At 43.4% G+C, this 22486-nt stretch carries 20 protein-coding genes, 4 tRNA genes and 1 pseudogene; 19 read left to right on the top strand and 6 right to left on the bottom strand.

What is annotated here, in order from left to right:
- The first annotated feature begins 43 nt into the window (after positions 1 to 43).
- A complete protein-coding gene (gene msrB / locus ABXT42_RS07320) occupies positions 44 to 457 on the top strand; it encodes a peptide-methionine (R)-S-oxide reductase MsrB (RefSeq protein WP_443627494.1) in 414 nt (137 codons plus the stop codon).
- Here the strand turns inward: msrB and ABXT42_RS07315 are convergent.
- Complete coding sequence (locus tag ABXT42_RS07315; RefSeq protein WP_443627493.1) at positions 454 to 1029, bottom strand: YajG family lipoprotein; 576 nt, start codon at positions 1027 to 1029, stop codon at positions 454 to 456. The two genes, msrB and ABXT42_RS07315, sit on opposite strands and share 4 nt — an antisense overlap.
- Positions 1030 to 1285: 256 nt before the next feature.
- Here ABXT42_RS07315 and ABXT42_RS07310 point away from each other — a divergent pair.
- From ABXT42_RS07310 to ABXT42_RS07300, 3 genes are all read left to right on the top strand, one after another.
- Positions 1286 to 1362 (top strand) — tRNA-Asp (locus tag ABXT42_RS07310).
- A 62-nt stretch (positions 1363 to 1424) separates the two neighbouring features.
- Positions 1425 to 1500: transfer RNA gene (locus ABXT42_RS07305), tRNA-Val, on the top strand.
- Between the two features lie 29 nt (positions 1501 to 1529).
- A tRNA-Asp gene (locus tag ABXT42_RS07300) sits at positions 1530 to 1606 on the top strand.
- Between the two features lie 49 nt (positions 1607 to 1655).
- Here the strand turns inward: ABXT42_RS07300 and ABXT42_RS07295 are convergent.
- Together ABXT42_RS07295 and fabV are read right to left on the bottom strand one after the other, a co-directional pair.
- The gene (locus tag ABXT42_RS07295; protein WP_443627492.1) at positions 1656 to 3329 is read right to left on the bottom strand and encodes a putative bifunctional diguanylate cyclase/phosphodiesterase; all 1674 of its coding nucleotides are present in this window, start codon (positions 3327 to 3329) and stop codon (positions 1656 to 1658) included.
- Between the two features lie 710 nt (positions 3330 to 4039).
- Complete coding sequence (gene fabV / locus ABXT42_RS07290) at positions 4040 to 5236, bottom strand: enoyl-ACP reductase FabV (RefSeq protein ID WP_443627491.1); 1197 nt, start codon at positions 5234 to 5236, stop codon at positions 4040 to 4042.
- A 237-nt stretch (positions 5237 to 5473) separates the two neighbouring features.
- Here fabV and ABXT42_RS07285 point away from each other — a divergent pair.
- The 14 genes and pseudogenes from ABXT42_RS07285 to ABXT42_RS07220 all read left to right on the top strand — a co-directional run bounded on the left by ABXT42_RS07285 (position 5474) and on the right by ABXT42_RS07220 (position 18460).
- Positions 5474 to 5549, top strand: a tRNA-Val gene (locus ABXT42_RS07285).
- 207 nt (positions 5550 to 5756) lie between these two features.
- A complete protein-coding gene (locus ABXT42_RS07280) occupies positions 5757 to 6476 on the top strand; it encodes a response regulator transcription factor (RefSeq protein ID WP_443627490.1) in 720 nt (239 codons plus the stop codon).
- A gap of 3 nt (positions 6477 to 6479) precedes the next feature.
- Positions 6480 to 8576 (top strand): ATP-binding protein, encoded by a 2097-nt coding sequence (locus ABXT42_RS07275; RefSeq protein ID WP_443627489.1) that lies wholly within the window; start codon positions 6480 to 6482, stop codon positions 8574 to 8576.
- 112 nt (positions 8577 to 8688) lie between these two features.
- On the top strand, positions 8689 to 8988 hold the full coding sequence (locus ABXT42_RS07270) for a hypothetical protein (protein ID WP_443627488.1): 300 nt from the start codon (positions 8689 to 8691) through the stop codon (positions 8986 to 8988).
- Entirely contained in the window at positions 8942 to 9439 is a 498-nt protein-coding gene (locus tag ABXT42_RS07265) for a hypothetical protein (RefSeq protein WP_443627487.1), read from the top strand. The genes ABXT42_RS07270 and ABXT42_RS07265 overlap by 47 nt, the downstream gene beginning before the upstream one ends.
- 228 nt (positions 9440 to 9667) lie before the next feature.
- A complete protein-coding gene (locus ABXT42_RS07260) occupies positions 9668 to 10414 on the top strand; it encodes a transposase (protein WP_443627486.1) in 747 nt (248 codons plus the stop codon).
- 116 nt (positions 10415 to 10530) lie between these two features.
- A pseudogene (locus ABXT42_RS07255) lies at positions 10531 to 10728 on the top strand (hypothetical protein); the annotation flags it as partial.
- Positions 10729 to 10839: 111 nt separating this feature from the next.
- Positions 10840 to 11103, top strand: a complete 264-nt coding sequence (locus ABXT42_RS07250; RefSeq protein WP_443627485.1) for a hypothetical protein — start codon at positions 10840 to 10842, stop codon at positions 11101 to 11103.
- A gap of 638 nt (positions 11104 to 11741) precedes the next feature.
- Positions 11742 to 11936, top strand: coding sequence for a DUF2061 domain-containing protein (locus ABXT42_RS07245; RefSeq protein ID WP_443627484.1), 195 nt, complete (start codon positions 11742 to 11744; stop codon positions 11934 to 11936).
- A gap of 269 nt (positions 11937 to 12205) precedes the next feature.
- Complete coding sequence (locus tag ABXT42_RS07240) at positions 12206 to 13462, top strand: sarcosine oxidase subunit beta family protein (RefSeq protein ID WP_443627483.1); 1257 nt, start codon at positions 12206 to 12208, stop codon at positions 13460 to 13462.
- 2 nt (positions 13463 to 13464) lie between these two features.
- Positions 13465 to 13737, top strand: a complete 273-nt coding sequence (locus ABXT42_RS07235; RefSeq protein WP_443627482.1) for a sarcosine oxidase subunit delta — start codon at positions 13465 to 13467, stop codon at positions 13735 to 13737.
- Positions 13734 to 16703, top strand: coding sequence for a sarcosine oxidase subunit alpha family protein (locus ABXT42_RS07230; protein WP_443627481.1), 2970 nt, complete (start codon positions 13734 to 13736; stop codon positions 16701 to 16703). The genes ABXT42_RS07235 and ABXT42_RS07230 overlap by 4 nt, the downstream gene beginning before the upstream one ends.
- Positions 16703 to 17227 carry a sarcosine oxidase subunit gamma gene (locus tag ABXT42_RS07225; RefSeq protein WP_443627480.1) on the top strand — a complete coding sequence of 175 codons (525 nt, stop codon included), beginning with the start codon at positions 16703 to 16705 and terminating at the stop codon, positions 17225 to 17227. The genes ABXT42_RS07230 and ABXT42_RS07225 overlap by 1 nt, the downstream gene beginning before the upstream one ends.
- A 105-nt stretch (positions 17228 to 17332) precedes the next feature.
- Positions 17333 to 18460, top strand: coding sequence for an aminotransferase class V-fold PLP-dependent enzyme (locus ABXT42_RS07220; RefSeq protein ID WP_443627479.1), 1128 nt, complete (start codon positions 17333 to 17335; stop codon positions 18458 to 18460).
- Between the two features lie 76 nt (positions 18461 to 18536).
- Here ABXT42_RS07220 and ABXT42_RS07215 read toward each other — a convergent pair whose 3' ends face one another.
- On the bottom strand, positions 18537 to 19001 hold the full coding sequence (locus ABXT42_RS07215; RefSeq protein ID WP_443627478.1) for a flavodoxin family protein: 465 nt from the start codon (positions 18999 to 19001) through the stop codon (positions 18537 to 18539).
- A 134-nt stretch (positions 19002 to 19135) separates the two neighbouring features.
- Between ABXT42_RS07215 and ABXT42_RS07210 the strand changes: the two genes are divergently transcribed.
- Positions 19136 to 19453 carry a YciI family protein gene (locus tag ABXT42_RS07210; protein ID WP_443627477.1) on the top strand — a complete coding sequence of 106 codons (318 nt, stop codon included), beginning with the start codon at positions 19136 to 19138 and terminating at the stop codon, positions 19451 to 19453.
- A gap of 28 nt (positions 19454 to 19481) precedes the next feature.
- Here the strand turns inward: ABXT42_RS07210 and cysN are convergent, their stop codons facing one another.
- Entirely contained in the window at positions 19482 to 21455 is a 1974-nt protein-coding gene (gene cysN, locus ABXT42_RS07205) for a sulfate adenylyltransferase subunit CysN (protein WP_443627476.1), read from the bottom strand.
- A complete protein-coding gene (cysD, locus tag ABXT42_RS07200) occupies positions 21455 to 22372 on the bottom strand; it encodes a sulfate adenylyltransferase subunit CysD (protein ID WP_443627475.1) in 918 nt (305 codons plus the stop codon). The genes cysN and cysD overlap by 1 nt, the downstream gene beginning before the upstream one ends.
- Positions 22373 to 22486: the final 114 nt, after the last annotated feature.

Below are 22486 nucleotides of genomic sequence, written 5' to 3'. Positions count from 1 at the left end.
AATTTACATCTAGGTATTTTTTCAAAAATATAGGAACATGGACATGGCTGAAAACAAATTAGGTAAGGCAGCGGCCTCTAAATCTGAAGCGCAGTGGAAAGATGAGTTAAGCCCAGAAGCCTTTGCGGTGTGTCGTAAAAAAGGCACAGAAAGGCCCTACACAGGTAAGTATGATCAGCACTTTGAGAATGGCAAATATCATTGCCATTGTTGTGGTGCAGAGCTTTTTTCTAGTCAATCTAAGTTTGATGCAGGGTGTGGCTGGCCTAGCTTTAGCGCGCCAGTGAACAAGCCCGCCATTAAGGAAGAGTTAGACATAAGTACAGGGATGAGACGCACAGAAGTCATGTGCGACGATTGTGGCGCTCACTTGGGCCATGTTTTTCCAGATGGGCCTCCAGAAACAGGCCTACGCTACTGTATTAATTCAGTAGCCATAGACTTTAAGCAAGACTAGTTTTTAGCTAAAAAATTAGCAAGACTTATATCGCTAAAACCGCGCTCCAAGCTCGTGCTTAAAGCTTCACTAATAATGTCTTGATTTTTTTGAGCATCGGGTAGTTGGGGTAGTTTGTGGCTGCGCTCGGTTTGGTAATGGCCAGTGTGGGTGCTGCTGCCTATAGTGGTGGTTAAGGTTATTTTAGCGATGATAGTAACCGTGTTAATTAGGTTTTGTGTTTGTGTGTCATAAATAAGCTCGTCTAAGGCCAGGGTAAGTGTTGCTGGTTTTGCAGAGCTGGTGCCGTCAAACCCTAATTGTGCAGCAGCGCTTTGGGCAGCCAGCAAAAGAGCGCCATTTATATCATTAGAAATCGTGATAAGGCTTGAGGTTTCATAAACACCGCCACGACTGCCTAAAACGCCGCTAGAGCGACGATCATCGACATTGATAACTAGAGCTCTACCTTGGCCATACGCCGGCCCAGAGGCGGCAACTTGTGGGTTAATGACGATGGACTGTGGGCTGACAGCGCAGCCACTGATTAATACACTTAAACTTAAACCTAAGGTAAAAATTACTGACTTCATAAAGGTTCCTTAATATTGTGCTAGTGGTGCATAAACTAATATATATTCTAATCATTTATGATAAGACTATTACATCTGTCGTTAGGTTCCAAGTAATGTGTCTTTTGAGTGGTTTTTTTAATAAAATTGTATGGTTTTTAACCAGTATAAAGAAATATTACTTTTTTTCGCCTAAACGTTTGACAAGGCTGAGGAAATCTTTAAAATGCGCATCTCCTAAAGGCAACGCCGAACACGGTTAGCCATAAGGAAATGCGGAGCGGTAGTTCAGCTGGTTAGAATACCGGCCTGTCACGCCGGGGGTCGCGGGTTCGAATCCCGTCCGTTCCGCCATTTATTTCTTGAAGCCACCCTTGAACTTGGCTTTAAATGGGAATAAGTAGCACTAGTACGTTGGGTGATTAGCTCAGTTGGGAGAGCATCTGCTTTACACGCAGAGGGTCGGCGGTTCGAACCCGTCATCACCCACCAAGTGTACGTTGGAAGTAGTAATATAATGCGGAGCGGTAGTTCAGCTGGTTAGAATACCGGCCTGTCACGCCGGGGGTCGCGGGTTCGAATCCCGTCCGTTCCGCCATTTTACTATTGTTGGACACATCAAGCCGCTTAATGCGGTTTTTTTGTGCCTAAATTTTGTCGTTGTCTATTTGTTTAAGCCAATAACTCACTTGCTGGGGACGCCCGTAAAAGTAACCTTGCGCTCTAGTAATGCCTGATTCCGCCAATATGGTTGCTTGAGCTTGTGTTTCTATGCCCTCAGCAATGATTTGAAAGTTGAGCTGTTCAGCCATAGTGACTAATGCTTTAATAATAGCTAAGCTGCGCGGATTTTTGTCTATTTTTGAAATAAAACTACGATCTATTTTTACAATGTCTGCTGGAATGTCTCGGATTCGGTCCATATTTGAGTGTTCCATGCCGAAGTCATCTAAATCAATTCCAATGCCACTTTTTTGCAATAATTTAATGTTGCTAAGTGCCTTTTTTGTGTTCAGTATTGCCGCTTTTTCAGGCAGCTCTAAAACCAAACTTTTTGGTCTGATTTTTGCTGCTTGTACTTGGCTGATAAAGTGATTCACCATTTGGCTAGAATGGATAAAAGTGCCTTCTGTATTAAACGATAAGTAGTATTGGGGATTGAGTTTGGTTAATGCTGTAATTATAGGTATTAATTGAGCCATATATACATCCTTAAACTTTGGGTATACCCCAGGAGACATGGCTAATTCTAAAAAATGATCAGGAGAAAGTATCAATCCATCTGACCTATGCCAGCGCATTAAACCTTCAAAACCGACGGCCTTACCCGAACTATTACTGCAAATAGGTTGTATATATAGATGAAATTCATTATTTGATAAACCGATTAAAAGATCGTTAAAAGTGAGATTTTTTTGGTTATTTTTCGACTCAACAATGAACTGTTCATCGACCAAGGTTGTGGTGTTTTTTCCTTTGGACTTTGATGCGTAAAGAGCTTCGTCTGCAAGGCTGATGACATACTTAATCGCTGCATCCTTAGAAAGCTCAGCTACACCTATGCTGGCTGTACGGTTTACAGATATGCCTGCTTTAATGATAGTAGTGTTGCCTAATCTACGCCTTAGATCATCTGCAATTATTTGGCCTTTATTAAGATCTATGTTTGCTAATGCGATGCAGAATTCTTCGCCGCCCACGCGCGCAGCAAAGCCATGATGTGTTGATACTTCACTCAATACCGTAGCGCATGCTTTGAGTATTTCATCGCCAGCGTCGTGGCCATAAATATCATTTACACTCTTAAAGTTGTCCAAATCAATCAATATTAGGCAGTAGGAGTGATTCCTAGAACCGTCTGTTAAGTAGTTGTAGAAGTAGTGTCGTGATTTGAGCCCAGTTAATTGATCTATCTCCGCCATTTTTTTGTAAGTTTGTGTTTGGTTCTCCAATGACTCGGTCAGAGTCTTTAAATTGGCATTAGTTTGTTCTAGCGCCGCATATGCTTGGCTAATTTGCTGGTTCTTTTCTTGCAATTGTGATTTTAAATTATCAACCTCTAACGGTCCAATAATTAACCCAATAGGATTTACCTTTGATAACACCAGACGATAAGGCTCACCCTTTTTAATAGCGTCAAAAAAACCCTCAAGCATTAACCCAATGACACAAGAAAATAATATTAAAAAAGCGTAGTTTAGTTGACTAACTTGCGCAAGCAATGTGAAATTTTCTACGTATATAAATGGCATGGCAAGGGCGCATATCAAGCTTGGTATAGCTACCCCTTGTAAGCCAACATAAAAAATTGAAGCAACCATGGTGATCGTAAGAGGAATTAAGTTATGCGGCCAAAAGTAAAGGCAGGCCGCATGTGCGATAAAGGCGACTAAAAAAAATGAACCTTGGATGGCCAGATGAGTTTCTGTCTATACCAATATAGTATGAGAAAAGTGAGACTTACAGCTATTGTGAATTCCAATAAGTGTGCGTGCTGCAAAAAAAAATTCACCCCAAACACAAACGTAATAGAGCTTTGGTTATGTAATTCCCAGTCGCGCAAAGTAACGCAGACAATATACACCAAATAAGCCGGCATCATGCCAGGTAGGTAGGTGAGCATCTTACTGTTGAAGTCTGATGGTTGCCAGTTACTATTAAAATATTTAGCGTAAAATGCGATGACAAGGCTAGCGCTAAGCTCTATGAGAATTAGAGGCCATTCTACTTGCTCAGCGTAGAGTAGTAATTGCCAAAAAACATGGCACATAAGCAATGAAAAAACGACAGCTTTCCACTTTGTTATGGGTGCAATATACAGTGTTGACACAAAAACAACGATTGTCCAAGTGTATTCTAGAGATCCATCTAATTGACCTACAAGATAGTTATATACATTAACTAAGCTCACTGCTAAAAATAAGCCAATGTAGGCGCATAAATGAACATTTCTAGCAATAAAAGAGGAGTGATGTTTGGTCATAACGGTTTTGCGACCAGCTACATCGCACTCCTTTTTATTGTTTACAGGTTATGCACTAATAAGGTCAGCGATAGCCACTTCAGGGTTCACATCTGCATCATAGTTTACGCCATCAATGCCAAACCCAAATAGGCGTAAAAATTCTGCTTTATAGCCAGACATGTCACTGATCTCAAATAAATTTTCATCAGTGATTTTAGCCCATAAAGCTTCAACTTCGCCTTGAACATGGGGCGCAAGCTCTTTGTAATCGGCTCTTAAGCGACCTTCTTCATCTAGACGTGGGCTAGTGCCATACAAACTTTCACGAAAGAGTAAGTCAATCTGCTCGATACACCCTTCATGGGTATTTTCTGCTTTCATAACTTTAAACAACAAACCTAGGTAAAGTGGCATCACTGGAATGGCAGCACTTGCCTGGGTCACTACGGCTTTAAGTACAGATACGCGAGCATCACCATCAATGGCGCTCATCTGTTCACGAATACCAATGGCTTTGTGATCTAGATCTTTCTTAGCTTGGCCTATAGTGCCGTCCCAGTATATGTCGCGCGTTACTTTTTCACCTACATAAGTGAATGCAGTCGTTTTAGCGCCTGTGGCTAAAACACCCGCGTCATTTAAAGCGCTTATCCACATTTGCCAATCTTCGCCACCCATTACGGCAACGGTATTGTCTATTTCTTCCTGACTGGCTGCACCTATAGCAAATTCTTTGATGATACCTTTATCTGTGTCCACACCCTGTTGCACCACGTCTTTACCAATAGGTTTTAGTGTAGACATATGTACTTCACCCGTTTTAGGGTGTTGGCGCCTGGGTGATGCAAGGCTATAAACGACTAGATCTACCTGGCCTAAATCTGCTTTGATAGTGTCTATGGTGAGTTGTTTTAGTTCGTCAGAAAAAGCGTCACCATTTATACTTTTTGCATATAAACCTTTGTTCTGTGCGGCTGTATGAAAAGCGGCAGAATTATACCAGCCAGCAGTAGCTGGTTTTTTTTCAGTGCCTTCTTTTTCAAAGAACAAACCAAGAGTATCTGCGTTACTAGCAAAGGCTGCGGTAATACGTGAAGCAAGGCCATAGCCAGTAGATGCGCCAATAACGAGAACCTTTTTTGGACCGTCCTTTAATGCGCCTTTTTGGGTGACATAGTCAATTTGGCTTTCTACGTTAGCTTTGCAGCCAGCAGGGTGGGAGGTAATGCACATAAAGCCGCGAACGCGAGGTTTGATGACCATGAAAGATTCCTATGTATTTTATCTATTGGAGACAAGAGTAGCTTAAATTATAAGTGAGTTACGATTTATGCGTACATGTTTAAACTTACTGACTATTATAGCCTGCCATGAACTAATTATCAGCCATTACAGGTTTTAGGTAATTAGCTCTATTTAATCATTGACCTAAGGCTCTATTACCTTATAATGTGCGCACTGATTTAGCAGCGGTAACACACCAAAGCTTACCAGTTATGTGGGTGATTAGCTCAGTTGGGAGAGCATCTGCTTTACACGCAGAGGGTCGGCGGTTCGAACCCGTCATCACCCACCACTATTGTTAAAAAAAGACGGTCTACTTTGTAGGGCGTCTTTTTTTTGTTTAAAAATTTTATCATGTTAACTATGAAGATTTAGTGAATTAATCATCATATGGTGCAAGCCCTCTTGGCGCGTAGTACCTTAGCTGTTAAGTTAGTTTTGACTAGAGATTTCAGAAGACTTTTTACAGCGGATACGCTTGGGCTTATTTGGAAAAAACATGAATAAAACCAGCACAGTTAAAAATGGCACCATAGTCATTGTAGAAGATGACGATGATCAGCGCTCTAACTATGAAAAATTACTGACTCGCCGCTTATACAAAGTGCATGCCTTTTCTAATAAAACTGATGCACTTGACCATTTAAGCCGCTATAGGCCAGATCTACTTATCTTAGATATTATATTAGGTAGTGACTATGATGGTGGGTTTGAGCTTTACAGTGAAGCCGTGCGTGTGCATGAAGGCCTGCCAGTATTATTCTTAACAGATCGTGATGGTGAGTTTGATAAAGTTTGGGGCTTAAAAATGGGAGCCTGGGATTACCAGCCTAAACCCATAAGTATGGAATTTTTGGCGGCCAAGGTCGCTACATTGATGATGTTGGCAAATAATCAATCAAAGCCAGTTAGTCAAGCCAATGCTGAATTGGCCAGAGGCCTGTTAATACTTAATACTAACTCAAGGCATGTGTCATGGGCGGGAAAGCCCGTATTAAACCTTACAGTGACTGAGTTTAATATGTTACATGCCTTAGTATTACACCCTGGCAACGTGATTAGTTATGATCGCTTTGCTCATGTAACACACTCTAGTGTTATTGAAAAAAACACCATCAGTGCGCACATCAAAAACCTTAAGAAAAAAATTAAAGTCGTGGTGCCTGAATTTAATTCCATCACCTCCGAATATGGCCTTGGCTATCGGTGGAAGGTTTGATGCGTGGCTGAATTAGGCAAACGAAAACGCCGCTTTAAATTCTCTTTCCAAGTGCTTAGTCTATTAATGATCATGGGCGCTGTACCTTGGTTTGGATATCAATTTATCAGTGAAGCCAAACAGTTTTTAGACTCTGGACAGCTCATTTCCCAAGAGCAGTTTGGGCGTTCTGTGGCGAACACTTTTTATAACCAAAAGAAAAGCCTTAACTTATCCCTTGCCGCTGGTGCTCCTCTGCCCAAAACCTATCTTTCCACGGCAATTAGAGTAGATGGTTCCAAGCAAGATTGGCAAGATCAAAGTTACCGAACCACTGTCTTTCCTCAGCGTGTAAGATTTGACGGATTTGGTTTTTCTGTTGCTGTAGGAGAGCATAGCGATAGCTTATATGGGCTGATCGATGTGCGAGATATTGACCCAGATTATGACGCGGGTGCAATCAATGGATTTGACTCAAGAGACCACGTTAGGCTTGAATGGGTTAATCGTACTGGAAGCATTGAACGAGTGGCGCTTGTGCCTCAACAAGGTGGTTTTGTGGCTATATTTAGAGTGGGAGCCAACTGGCGGCGTGATACGATAGATCGCTTTAACAAAGCCCCTATAGAAGCGGTGATGATGCCTACAAATAAGGGTTATGCTATAGAGGTTAAGATTGATAAAGCATACCTAGGCCAAAAACAGGAATTACGCTTTTCTGTATTTGATGGCACCACTGGCAGCGGGTTGTCATCAATGGGCACATCAAAAGGTTTTCATGCCCTCAATACTAGCTCTTCAGAAGCTAATCAGCGGTTAGAACGGTTGGCGAAATCTGTCAGTTATATTGCTTTGTATGACATCAATTTTCAGCTTAGAGCTCAAACAAAGGCTAAGCCACGTGCCAATAGACAACCTATCCCAACAACCTTGTGGGGAGCTGTTACAGGCCTTGTAGATGAAGCCATGATAGTGCTGTTGCGGATGAGTATCGGTATAGTAGGAGATGCGATAGAAACACAAGAGGAGATATTAGTTGCAGCGGCACAGGGCGAATTAGCTCAAGCAAGGTGGTCTTCATTTTCGGGAGGAGGGTTCTTAGTTACTGCGGCGCCAGTGTTATCTGATGATGGGTCTGTGATTGGCATTGTGTTGGTAAAACAATCCACCGATGAAATACTCAAATTACAGCTTAACTCTTTGCAAAACATAGTGTTGTTTAGCGTGATTGGCATTTTGTTAATCTCTTCTTTTGTGTTCTTTTTGTTTTGGCGTTTGGCTTATCGAGTGCGAAAGTTGCGTATAGAAACAGCTAACATGGTAAATAAAGAAGGGCGTTTGGTCGCTAATAAAATGGTGGGCCAGGTAGATCGTGATGATTCTATTGGTGACTTAGCGCGAAGTTTCTCAGACGTAGTATCCAAACTGCATGAGCAGCAGTCATTTATGGCCACCATGCCACGCACCCTAAGCCATGAAATTAAAAACCCGTTAAATGCCATCTCAACATCGCTTGAAAATATATCTGATTACCCACTTGATGATGAAATTAAGGGCTATATTGATATCGCTAAGCGAGGTCTGCATCGCATTGAGTCGATTTTGTCTAAGCTGTCATCCGCTGCCAACCTTGAACAAGCTCTTACTAATGATGAACTAGAACCTCTGGATTTAAATCATTTCCTTACCCTATATTGTCAGCACCAACATCAGCTGGCAGGGCAAAAGGTAGTCATTAATTATGTAGGTATCAAAAACACAGCCTTAGTGCAGGCTGTTGATTATCGTTTAGAGCAGGCGCTAGATAAATTGCTAGATAATGCGAAAGATTTCCAACGCCAAGGCACCCCTATAATTGTGCGTTTAAGGGCAGATAAGTTTGATTGGTTTATAGAGGTTGAAAACCAAGGAGAACAAATCAATTTAGACGAAGCTGATCAGCTATTTCAATCTATGGTGACCTTACGCACTCAAGCTTCAGCTGGTGGTGATGGACACTTTGGGCTTGGGCTCTTTGTGGTGCAAACTATTGCCCAGTTTCACAAAGGCGCAGCCCAAGTATCCAACTTAAAAGATGGCTCTGGCGTTTGTTTTTCTATTAAATTGCCAACTCAGTTTTAATCTTCATCACTTCTTCATCACTGTTCCTTATATCTTCAGGAAATCTTCCATAGTTGCTCATTGTTGTGTTGTTTAATGGTTGCCATGCAAGTACAAAAACCAGGAGCACAATATGGATCTCAACTTACTACAGCCTAATATCTCTCAACAGATCAGCTCTGTGGAACACCTGCAAGTAGAATTATTAATGTTATACGGTGATAGCTGTGACATTGGGGAAGGCAAACATTACACCAGTCTAACCAGACGTGGGCTTAAGCGGCTAATAAAAGACATACGTCACGTACAGCAGCACATGCAATCACTTAGCAGTACCTACCTTATTGATGCTGGAGGCAACACTTTACTCACTGTAGGGCATAAATATGATCATCAATCTGCTATGGGAGGTACCAGCCGTGCAAGCTATTAGCGCATTTGAAGCTAGGTGCATTGACTATCAAGATAATAGCGCCACTTTAGACTCAACGGCACTGTGTGTTTATAAACTAAGTCACAAGGTGGTTTATGCTCAAGTGGACTATATGCTGGCGGAGCAGCCGCCCAATGTCGAGCTATTATCCATCACTGTAAAAAAGGTGTGCCGTGAAGAGTCCGCCTATGCCCATGTGTTTGAACAAATGGCAGTGCGCTATGCTGCATTGGTGGGAGATGCAGGTATATCCCCACAAATTATTTTGTATTACGTGAGTAACGTGGTCATTTCTTTGCTTGTTTTAAATAGAAAAAATAGCTATTTGTCGGCAGAAATTCTTATAAAAATCATTCAACGGTTCAATTTTAGAGATGCTGTTTTGCGAGCAGGCGTAGAAGTGATTGCCGAAGAAGTACTACGTCGTTGTTTTTTGACGCTTTATCGGTAAGTTGGATACTGGCTGCGCTTAGTCAACTAGGCGCTTATATAGCCTTATATTAAGCTAGACAAGCACTGTATGTAGTGTGACTCCAAAACATCGACTACTAAACTCAAGTTTCGGGGTTCAAAATGCACAGAAAAATACCAATAACATTTTGATTTAAAAGGAGTTGATGCCTCATTGTGATAAAACACTTGTTAACTAGACAACGTAAAAAACCACAAGAGACATCAAATGAATCCTGTCACAAAAACTTTACCCTTACCACCATTAACGTCTGATTTACTGAGTCAGATAGACCTTAAAATTGACAACACGTTCAGCACCACATGGAAAAGTATTGGGTTTAACAACTTGTTACGTCAAGCTAAGTTTTCTAAACGCTCCGGGACGCCAGTGGGTGACGTCACCTACCGCTTAATGCTTTGGGTTTGGCTAAAAGTTGACTCTGTTGCCATGTTTTCAAAGGATGCTTTGTATGATCTGCTTAATCGAGAAGATCTAGATGGGCGAAAGCTACAACGATTGCCGGCTAAAAAAGTGTTTAATGCCAACGGTAAAAACCAACTCAGCGCCTTTGTCATTGATGACACCGTAAAAACAAGGCGGGGTAAAAAGATGCCGGGCGCTTCCAGTCATTTCGATCACTTAACCGCTCGCTGTGTGATGGGCCAGCAGGTTGTAACCCTTAGTCTCGCTAATGATGAGCAGTTTGTTCCCATTGATAATGAACTATTCATCAGCCAGACTAAGCAACAAGCCGTCGGCTACTTATTCAATGACGGCCGTAGCATTGCGGCCAAACGCTACCAACAATCAAAGCAACAAACCAAGCCGCAAATGGTCTGTGATATGGTGGCGAGAGCAATTCGTGGTGGCATTAATGCGGATTACTTTTTAGCCGGTGCATGGTTTGCGACTAAACCTATTCTTAGAATGACGATCACCCACTCGCTTGTGGCCATTTTTAGAATAAAATGAAGTATCGCCTAACGATGAACGGCATGACTCACTTACTGTGTGCCCAAGAGTTATACAAGCAACATGTCAAAGGCCAATGGCAAGCACTTAATAATGTGCCTTATTAAAGTAAATCCATTGTAGTTGAGCTAAACCTCACCAGTTCAAATAAAGAGACCGCGCAATGGGTCAAAGTTAAGCTGCTCTTTGTTCGCTCAGTCAATGAAGCCAAGCAACAAGCGAGCAAACACGATTGGGCGCTATTTTTAACCACAAATAGTCAGCTTGAAGATGAAAAAATACTAGAGGTCTATGTACTGCGCTGGGGGATTGAAGTTTACTTCAAGGAAGCCAAGCAGACACTCGGTTTTTTAAAAGAGCAAAGCCGCCACTACAGTGCTTACATTGCATCCATGCACCTAACAAGCCTCAGGTTTTTCGTGCTATTGTTGGCCAAGCAAGAAGCAGGCGCGGCAAGGCTTAGTGAGGCCAGGAATGATTTTGAAGGGAGTTTAAGCGGCCTGAATTTTGCCAGTAAATTGTGGGTATTATTCAAAGTGCTAATTGCCGGTGCATTAACTCAAATGGCCAGTTTAACAAGTACTGAAAAAGATGACGTACTGAGTAAAATTGACCAAACGGTCATTGATTTTTTTACGCAAGTCCTGCAAATGGATAGTTTCACCTTACGCCAAGAGGCCCTAGAATGAGAAAATATCCACCTTTATAGGTTACTTACTTAGCTAGGATGCCTAGCACCGATCCAAGAACACTTTCGCTTTCAGCCTCAACGTCGTAATAACTATTGGTCCACTCAATTTTGGGTGGGGAAATTTTACTTCCACTTCTTGGTAGCAATCTACCTCGATTTTCCCAAGGAGCATCCCAATGTTTGTCCTTATCACATTCAGCGCAATATGCTGATGCTGGAAGTGAGATAAATGCCATCCCAATGGCTATACAAGCCCCTGCCGCAATTGTTTTTTTATCATTATATTATTTTCCTTTTTTATATAGTTAATTGAATAAGAGCACCCTTATTAAAGGGTACTTATCATAGGGATGAGTCTGAAAATTACCCTTCCCACTATAAGTGTAGTGCTTAATTTGATTTGTGCCTGATTTTTTTACGCAAGCCCTGCAAATGGATAGTTTCACCTTACGCCAAGAGGCCCTAGAATGAGAAAGTATCCACCTTTATTGGTTGGTTTTGAACTCCGAAACTTGAGTACTAAAGATTAAATGCCTAATATATATGCTAATTTTTACTCAATGGGATTTAAGTATTCTTATCCAATAGGGTAAAATAGCGGTTTTAACTTTACCTGTTTTAAATAGGCATTTTTCAATGGAAAGTAAAAAGCGCAGTATTTTAAAAGCTACCACCTGGCGAGTCACAGCCACTTGCACAACAACATTAATAGCATTCTTGATCACAGGTAATATAGAGTCTGCATTATCTATTGGCTTTGTTGAGTTTTTTGTAAAATTTGTCATCTATTATTATCATGAACGCTTATGGACAAAAATCAAACTAAATTAAAAAGCCTGCAGATTTTCAGTAATCAATACTAGGTTTAAAGTGTTACACATCATTATAATCGTAATAGAAAATAACCCAATAAGTCGAATATATCCTATTTTTTGTCGTTTTGTGTTCAAAAACGACACAAGGTGTCGATTTATCCTTCTACCCTATAGTCCAATTATTTTACTTTTTGAAGTCTAGATAAACATCCCACTCTAAGTGGTGGTGAATTAAATTTTTGCATTATAGCTACTGTGGCTAAAACAATAATAGCGGAGGCAAATATGGGCCAATATAACGCCCTGAACATCGCTTGGAACGCACTGCGAGGCCATAAAAACTGGCAGCGAGCATGGCGAGATCCAGAGCCAAAATCCACTTATGACGTCATTATTATTGGGGGTGGCGGCCATGGGCTAGCCACGGCTTATTACCTAGCAAAAAATCATGGCATTACCAATGTAGCTGTCCTTGAAAAAGGCTGGATAGGCGGTGGTAACGTAGGTAGAAATACTACCATAGTGCGCTCTAACTATTTGTTAGATGGCAATGCACCCTTTTATGAGCATGGCATGAACTTGTGGCGTGAAATGGCCCAAGACTTAAACTATAACGTAATGTTTTCGCCCCGTGGTGTGATGAACATTGCTCACAGTAAATCTCAATACGATACCTTTGCTCGCCGCGCCAACACCATGCGTTTAAATGGCATAAAGTCTGAGCTACTCAGTCGCGAAGAAGTGCTTGCACGCGAGCCTATTATAGATGGCAGTGCCGATACACGTTTCCCAGTTTGGGGTGGTATTTTACAACCAGATGCTGGCAATGCTCGACACGATGCTGTGGCTTGGGGTTATGCCCGTGCAGCAGATCAGTTGGGCGTGGATATTATTCAAAACTGTGAAGTGATTGATTTTATTAAGCATGGTGAACGCATTATTGGTGTAAAAACTAATCGCGGCGACATTCATGCAGAAAAGGTAGGTATGGCGGTTGCTGGTAGCTCTAGTCGTTTAGCAGAAAAGCTAGACCTGCACCTACCTATCGAAAGTCATGTGTTACAAGCCTTTGTAACGGAGCCTTACAAGCCATTAATTAATGGTGTTGTTACCTTTGGTGCGGGCCACTTTTATGTGTCCCAATCAGACAAAGGTGGCGTAGTATTTGGTGGTGACATCGATGGTTACAACACTTACGCACAACGAGGCAATTTGCCCGTATTTGAAGATGTGATTGCCGGTGGTTTAACCATGATGCCTTGTTTGTCTCGTCTTAAACTACTGCGTAACTGGGGTGGTGTAATGGATATGTCAATGGATGGCTCGCCCATTATTGATGTAGGCCCCATTGATGGTTTATACCTCAACACAGGCTGGTGCTATGGTGGCTTTAAGGCTACACCTGCTTCTGGTTATTGTTTTGCACACACCATTGCCAATGACCAAGCCCACGAACTTAACAAAGCTTATACCTTAGATCGTTTTGCTAAAGGCTACACGATTGATGAAAAGGGTATGGGTCCATATCCAAAGGCGCACTAATCATGATGAGAATTAATTGCCCTTATTGTGGCGAACGTGAACACAGCGAATTTACTTACGGTGAGGATGCTACTCGCACTACCCCTGATAATGACGCACCCATGGAACAGTGGAACACCTTTGTTTATGAGCGCAGTAACCCTGCCGGTGAACACATCGAATATTGGCATCATGCGTTTGGCTGTCGAGCTTGGTTAAAAGTGCAGCGCAACACGTTAACGCATGACATTTCTTGGGTGGGTTTGCCCCATGAAAGTCCGGAGGCGCAATCATGAGCGGATTTAGACACGGGCAAGGCCGTTTAGGCGATGCCACACTTAATTTTACTTTTGATGGAAAACCTATGCTTGGTCGCGCAGGCGATACAGTTGCTTCGGCCCTGTTAGCTAATGGTGTAGAAGTGGTAGGCCGCAGTTTCAAATATCACCGCCCACGTGGTGTGACTTCTAGTGGCCCAGAAGAGACTGGTGCATTGGTGACTATTGGAGCAGGTGGCAAAGCTGACCCAAATGCTCGAGCGACTATGGAACCTGTCACCCAAGGCTTAGAAGTATTTTCTCAAAACTGCTTTCCGTCACCCAAGTTTGACTTAATGTCGATCAACGGTCTTGCGGGTGCTGTTCTACCAGGTTCGTTGTTTTCAGCAGGTTTTTATTACAAAACCTTCATGTGGCCAGCAGCCCTATGGTACAAGTTTTATGAGCCTTCTATTCGTGCAGCTGCTGGCATGGGCACGCCACCTAAAGTGGCAGATCCAGATATCTACGACCGCATTCAATCATTTTGTGATGTTGCCGTAGTAGGTGGTGGCTGCGCAGGTTTGGCGGCGGCTTTGAGTGCCTCTCAAAGTGGTTTGCGGGTGGTGTTGTTTGATGAGCATAACGATCTTGGTGGACAGTTACTTAACGAAGCCAACAATGAAACTAATGCTGACTTAGAGCAGTGGCGCCTAGACACCATTGCAGCGCTTTATGCAGCTGGCAATGTAAAAGTATTAACACGCACTGTGTGTTGGGGCCGATTTGATGGCAATATGCTGGCTGCACATCAAAGTGTTGATGGCAAAGTAAGACAAAATTACCACAAGGTGCAAGCCAAAAAAATCATCATTGCCGCAGGCTCTATTGAGCGACCACTAGTGTTTGGCAACAACGATAAGCCTAATGTGATGTTGGCTTCTGGCGCACGGCGCATGCTCAACCATTACGGTACAGCAACAGGCAAAATGTTAGCGGTATTTACCAATAACGATAGCGCTTACCAAACGGCATTTGACTATGCAGATGCTGGTATTAAAGTGTCTGCTTTAGTTGATAGTCGCCAATACCCAAGTAAAGCTTTGCTTGATGGTTGTGCCTTGCGAGGCATCAAAGTGCATACCCAAGCTGTAGTGACTCAAGCTAAAGGTTGGCAAGCAGTGCGCAGTATTGAAATTGCAGACTTAGCCGCCAATGGACAAAGTGTAAGCAATCGCCGCGGCGTTGTTTGTGACGTGCTGGCACACTCTGGAGGCTGGACTCCACAAGTTCAAATGGCCTCACATGGAGGCAAACCACCTGTTTATGACAAAAAAATTGCTGCCTTTGTGGTGGGTGATCAAGCGCCAGACACCTATTCTGTAGGTGCTGCCGAAGGTGAAAATGGTTTGCTAGCTGGGGTCTCTCAAGCACTAGAGGCTGCCCAAGCCGCCTGTGTTGCATTAGGTCAACAAGCTGGCCCTGTTACTTTGCCGCCACAAGATCGTGAGGGTGCAACTAATATTGTGCCACTATGGAGTGTGCCTGCTAAAGGTAAGCAACTGGTTGATATTCAACACGACGTCACAGCAGCTGATGTGATTCAGTCTCATCGAGAAGGCTTTGTCTCGGTAGAGCACCTAAAGCGCTACACCACATTGGGCATGGCTAATGACCAAGGCCGCACGTCCAACGTCAATGCGTTAGCTATCATGGCTCAATGTCGTGGTATAAGCATTGCTGAAGCAGGCACTACCCGTTTTCGTGCACCCATTGCGCCCGTGTCTATGGGTGGCTTTGGTGGCCGTGAAGTAGGTAAATATTTCAAGCCTGTGCGCCGCACGCCCATGCAAGAATGGCATGAAAATGCGGGGGCAGTATTTGTGCAAGCAGGCATGTACATGCGCCCACAGTATTACCCACAAGCAGGTGAGACCATTGACGATGCATACGAGCGTGAAACCGCCCATGTGCGTCAAAAAGTGGGTATTTGTGACGTGACATCGTTGGGCAAAATTGAAATCGTTGGACCTGATGCCGCCGAATTTCTCGATCGCGTTTATATCAACATGTTTAGCACTCTTAAAGTTGGCAAAGCACGTTATGGCGTGATGCTGCGTGAAGATGGCATTGTGTATGACGATGGCACTACGTCTCGATTTGCAGATGATCGTTTCTTTATGACCACCACCACCGCAAAAGCGGGACCAGTGATGGCGTATTTGGAAAGGTGCTTAGAGATTGATTGGCCAGAATTAAAAGTGCGCGTAAGCTCTGTGAGCGAGCGATGGGGAGCAATGGCTGTTGCAGGCCCTAATGCCCGCGCTACTTTAACGGCTGCATTCCCATCGGTAGACTTTAGTAACGAAGTTTTCCCATTTATGGGTGTAGTACACGCCGAACATAACGGCGCCAAAATGGTGCTCTTACGTATTAGTTTCTCGGGTGAAATGGCCTTTGAAGTGTATGCAGAATCAGAGCATGCAACTGACATATGGCAAACCATCATAGATGCTGGCAAGGCTTACGATATTGTGCCTTATGGCTTAGAAACTCTAGGTGCCTTGCGCATCGAAAAAGGTCACGTGACAGGTGCCGAGCTAGATGGACGTGTAACTTTGGGCGACGTACACATGGATGGCATGGCGTCTAAGAAAAAGTGGTTTGTGGGTAAGAATTTGAAAGACCGAGAGGGCATGGTGCATCCAGATCGCCCACAATTGGTTGGTTTAAAGTCGGTTGACCCACGCACACCTATCTCTACAGGGTCTATTTTGGTGGTCGATGCTAATGCCAGTGCAGGTGCAGACAAGCAAGGCTGGGTGAGCTCTATGACCTATAGCCCAGAGCTTGGCAACTTTATTGCCCTGGGCTTTTTAAGAGGTGGTAAAGACCGTATTGGTGAGCGCATTTATGCAGCATATCCAGTAAAGGGTAAAACCGTTGAAGTAGAAGTGGTGAGTAACCACTTTGTTGATCCAACTAACGAAAGGGTGAAAGGCTAATGGCTAATGCACTAAATGGGCATTTTGAAATGCCACAAACTTTCGCTGCAGTGAGCATTGATGTCACTGCCACCAATATGTGGCAACTTGAGGGCTGCGAAAATGTAGATGCTAAAGTGGCGGCCATGGCAGGCATGGCGATACCCGCACAAGGTTTTGTCACAGTGCAAGGGAATGAGCGTTTGGTATGGGCAGGGCGAGACCGATATTTTCTCACCACCGATCGCTCAGACCTAACTGATAACGATGGGGTATATGCCACAGATCAAACTTTTGGTAAAACTCAGTTGTTAATTACTGGTGAAGATGCACGTGCTTTGTTGTCACGGGGATTACCACTGGACATTGACGAAGGTCAGTTTGCTATTGGCCAAGTGCAGCACAGCCACATTAACCATATTGGTGTGAGTGTGATTCGTAACCCTAACGTTGATAGCCAACCACAGTTTGAAGTTTGGGTGATGCGAGGTTTTGCCAAGTCGTTAATGGACTTTTTAACCCATTCGGCAGCCACCTTGCGCTAACAACTTAGTTGTTATTAAAGCCAGCAATACGTACTATTGCTGGCTTCTTCTTTAAGGCCTTGTCATGAGAGCCAAGAATCCACATTTAAAATTTAGGAGGCCTTAATGGCTGGCTTATTGCCCAATATTGATCCAGACGGATTACTAGAGTACTCGGTAGTTTATACAGATCGTGCCCTGAATCACATGTCGCAGTCTTTTCAAGGTGATATGCGTTATATTTCAAACACCTTAAAAAGTGTGTACAGCGCGCAGCAAGTCGCTATAGTGCCAGGCTCTGGTACCTTTGGTATGGAATCAGTAGCTCGCCAATTTGCTACAGGCAAAAAAACGTTAGCTATACGTAATGGTTTTTTTAGTTACCGCTGGTCACAAATTTTAGATATGGGTAGCATTGCTTCAAGTACCACTGTGCTTAAAGCACGCCAAGCTCAACCTGGTGATCAAGAAGCTTTTGCACCAGCGCCGCTTGAAGAAGTATTAGCAACTATTGCTAAGGAAAAGCCAGCCGTGGTGTTTGCACCCCATGTAGAAACCTCTGCAGGCATTATTTTACCCAATGATTACATCCAAGCAGTAACCCAAGCAGTGCATGCTGTGGGTGGCATTTTTGTATTAGATTGCATCGCTTCTGGCTGTTTATGGGTAGACATGCAAGCCATGGGTGTTGATGTGTTAATTAGTGCACCTCAAAAGGGCTGGAGTGGTTCGCCATGTTGCGCTTTGGTCATGCTGGGCGATGGAGGTGTCGCTGCTCTTGAAACCACTACCAGCACTAGCTTTGCTTGTGACCTCAAAAAATGGCGGGACATTATGGCCGCCTATGAAAATGGTGGACATGCTTACCATGCCACTATGCCTACGGATTCAATTGCAGCTTTTGCCAGTGTAATGCGTGAAACTCAAGCCTATGGGTTTGACAAAGTAAAGCAAGAGCAGCAAGAGCTAGGTGACGCCGTGCGGGCATTACTGGCCTCTAAAGGCATAAAAAGCGTCGCAGCCCAAGGTTTTGGAGCGCCAGGTGTAGTGGTTAGCTATACCCAGGACACCGCCATACAAAATGGCAGTAAGTTTGCTGCTTTAGGTATTCAAATTGCAGCGGGTGTGCCACTAGTGTGTGATGAACCCGAAGGTTTTCGCACCTTTCGTTTAGGCCTATTTGGCTTGGACAAACTGCACAATGTAAAGCGCAGCGTGGCGATTTTAGATGAGGCACTTAGCCAAGTGCTTTAAGTATTGATTTATGTTTTTTAATACAACATAAAAAGCCCGCTAAGCGGGCTTTTTAATGACTAGGTTAAAGCATGCGTCACACTATGCCTAGATCCAAACCTGCGGCCATGTATTGGCCTAGCTCAAAACATTGATCGGTAAAGGCAGGTTGCCATTGCCCTTTACATACCAGCACCGGCTGTGCCAAATTCCAATGTAAACCAGTGCAAATAGAGGCTATGGATCTCTTTGTGCCCGTGCCATCTAAGCCTGCACGAATCACTAGGGCAAAAGGTAGGCCTTGCTTTAGCTCTAGCACAGAGTAATACACCCGATCAAACCAATCTTTAGTAGCACCTGCCATGTAACCCAAGTTTTCTGTGGTGATAATAATCACCGCATCTGCTTCTAACACTTGCTCAGGGCTGCACTCTAAAGGCGCCACCACACTTACAACTACGTCTGAAGTTTCTGCTGATAGAGTGCCTTTAAGGCAGGCGTCTACCATGGCTTGGGTATTGGTAGAGGGTTGGTGAGCAATAATAAGCAATTTTTTTAACATAACCACAAGTCTAGCAGACCTTGATATACACTGAATATAGGTATCTGCTAGACTTATACGCAATGTGTAGAAAGGGCATATATTTATCTGTTCACGCACAATGTATCAATCACTTCATTATTTGGATTTTAATCATGACACAATTTATCATTACTTATTTAGGCGGCAATCAACCAGCAACACCTGATGAAGGCCGCGCTCATTTTGCCAAATATATGCAATGGATTAATGGTTTAGGTGAGTCCGTCACTAGTGCAATGAACCCTCTTAAAGATACCCACCATGTGTCTCCAGATGGTGGTGTATCAAAAGAGGGTGGCACTAAAATGTCTGGCTTCACCATTATTGAAGCAGACTCAATTGAGGCAGCCGTAGCCATTACTAAGTCTTGTCCGTTTTTAGACATTGGTGGTAGCCTAGAAGTATCTGAACTAGTGCAGATGCCATCGTAAACTAGATTAGTTATTACCCGACATTGAATTAATTCTTGAGCTCATGCAGGCCACACTCCCGGCCTGCTTCAGCTTTAGTGGGGTCAAAGTAACGTGTTTCGTCGGGCAATCCGTGGTGCGTTAAATAAGCCTGCATGTCTTCTAAGCTCCAATCTAATAATGGCGATACCTTTATAGTGCCGTTGGGGCCATTGGCTACCGTGTTCATATGCTGGCGCAATGGGCTTTGCTCACGGCGCAAGGCGCTAAGCCATACATCGGGGCTAATTTCTGCCATGGCGCGTTTGAAGGGTTCTAATTTAAATTGCTCAGTAAATTCTGCGTGGGCTGGATCATCAATAGTAGGGATACCCCCTAAAACGGCATCACGTCTAGCTGCACTGACTGTTGGCGTGTATGTCACTAAATTTAGCTTTAGTTGCTCAGCCACTTTTTCTGCAAATGCGTAGGTTTGTGGCATATTGTAGCCAGAGTCTATCCATAAAACTTTAGTGTTTGCAGCAATTTGGCTTACCATGTGTAATAAAACAGCTTCTTGAGGGCCAAAGTTGGTTGTCACTAAGGTGTTTCCACCTAAGCCAATAGCCCATTCAACCGTCTGTTTTGCAGTACCTAATGCCAACTTCTGGTTAGCCCTTGGAAGGTTCAGAGCTGCTAAATTATCATTGGCTGCGACGCAGGAGGCAGGGTTTAGGTCTTCAATCATGCCTGCAGCCGCGGTTGCGTTGCTTATCTTGTCAATTAGAATAAACGAGCCTAAGCCTTTGCTGTGCTTGAAGTTTGCAGCTGGAATAGGTGCATCTAGGTGCAGCTCTACAAGGCCGATTTCATTTAATTCTAAAGTTTTGGCAGAACTTTGCTCTAGTGTGTTGACGTTGATCAAGTGGTGGATTTTCTTAATTCGCGCGTTAATGCGCTTACTGCCCAGTTTTAACTCGTAGTCCCGGGTAAGGCTTAGTGTTTGCTGATCCATCCACACTAGGTGGGCTGTAAACTGGTTAGAGCTGATGGTATGTGCTGCATTGCTTGCATGCACTAAGGTATCACCACGGGAAATATCAATTTCTTGAGTTAAGGTAACGGTAATGGCCATGGGAGCATACGCTTGGGGCAAATCACCATCGGCTGTGACAATGCTTTTTATGGTGCTGGTGTGTCCTGATGGTAGTACTCTTATGTGATCACCTGGCTTTATGCTACCAGCAGTAATAGTGCCGCAATAGCCTCTAAAATCTGAGCCAGATCGGTTTACATATTGCACAGGCAACTGCCAATCACCTTTGGATAGATCTGTTTGTGTGTCCAAATCTTCCAACAAATTTAGTAACGATTGGCCTTGATACCAAGGCATTTTTGTACTTTTATCAACTACATTATCGCCTGTTAATGCTGATACAGGTATAAAGTGAATATTGGGTATATCTAAGTTTTTTGTAAAATTTTTGTAGTCTTGTTCAATCTTTTCAAATACGCCTTTGTCGTAACCTACCAAGTCCATTTTGTTAACAGCCACAACCACGTGCTTAATGCCTAATAAAGACACAATAAAACTATGGCGTCTAGTTTGGGTGAGTAAGCCTTTGCGGGCATCCACTAAGATAATAGCCAGGTCACAGTTGGATGCGCCGGTAGCCATGTTACGAGTATATTGCTCGTGCCCCGGGGTGTCAGCTATGATGAACTTACGTTTACTGGTAGAAAAATATCGATAAGCCACATCTATAGTAATACCTTGCTCACGTTCAGCTTGCAAACCATCAACTAATAAAGCTAGATCTAGCTCACCACTATCTTGGTTGCCTTGGCCAGATGCTGAAGCCTTTTTAACAGCTGCAAGCTGGTCTTCATATACCAGTTTGCTGTCGTGCAATAAACGTCCAATGAGAGTGGATTTACCATCGTCCACACTGCCACAAGTGAGCAGTCGCAAAAGGCTTTTGTGTTCGTGCTGTTCTAGATAACTATGGATGTCGTGTCCGATAAGTTGGCTTTGGTGGCTCATTAGAAGTAGCCCTCCGCTTTTTTAAGTTCCATGGATCCAGCTTGGTCGGCATCAATGAGGCGACCCTGGCGTTCTGACGTTTTGGCCAGTAACATTTCTTGAATAATTTCGGGCAAGGTATTGGCGGTAGATTCAATAGCGCCAGTAAGTGGGTAGCAACCTAGGGTCCTAAACCTCACACTTTTATCTTCTACCGTTTCATTGGCTGCAATAGGCATACGCTCGTCATCCACCATGATGTCAATACCATCGCGCCTTACAACAGGGCGTTTAGCGGCAAAGTACAAAGGCACAATGTCTATTTTTTCCATATATATGTATTGCCATATGTCTAGTTCAGTCCAATTAGAAATGGGAAAAACTCGGATGCTTTCACCTTTGTTAATTCGAGTATTGAAAATATTCCACAACTCTGGACGTTGATTCTTTGGATCCCAACGATGCTCTTTAGAGCGAAAGGAAAATATACGTTCTTTAGCCCTAGAGCCTTCTTCATCACGCCGAGCTCCGCCAAAGGCCGCATCAAAACCATGGTGGTCTAAAGCTTGTTTTAAACCTTGGGTTTTCATGATATCTGTATGGATTTTGGAGCCGTGAGTAAACGGGCTGATATCCATCGCCACACCATCAGGATTAATATGAGTGATGAGCTCCATGCCAGATTGCGCAACGGCCTTTTCACGAAATTTAATCATATCTTTAAATTTCCACGTGGTATCCACGTGTAATAGTTTGAACGGTGGTGGGGCTGGGTAGAAAGCTTTTTTAGCTAGATGTAGCATTACTGATGAATCTTTACCAATGGAGTAAAGCATGACAGGGTTATTGAACTCGGCCACAACTTCACGCATGATGTGGATACTTTCAGCTTCTAGTTGTTTTAGATGGCTAAGACGAGTCTTTAAAAGACTGCTCATGGTATTACGCTCCTGTTAAGTTAAACTGGCACCACTTGGTTTTTCAATTGGCCCCATTGATTTCGAGCAGTATGCCATTACTTTTTTATAACTTAAAGTAATTAAAAAGAATTT

Origin of the sequence: Candidatus Njordibacter sp. Uisw_002, assembly GCF_047730155.1 — a bacterium.
Taxonomy (GTDB): Bacteria; Pseudomonadota; Gammaproteobacteria; order Pseudomonadales; family Balneatricaceae; genus Njordibacter.
The sequence above is the reverse complement of the archived record's forward strand: the minus strand, read 5'-3'. Positions and strand labels throughout refer to the sequence as shown.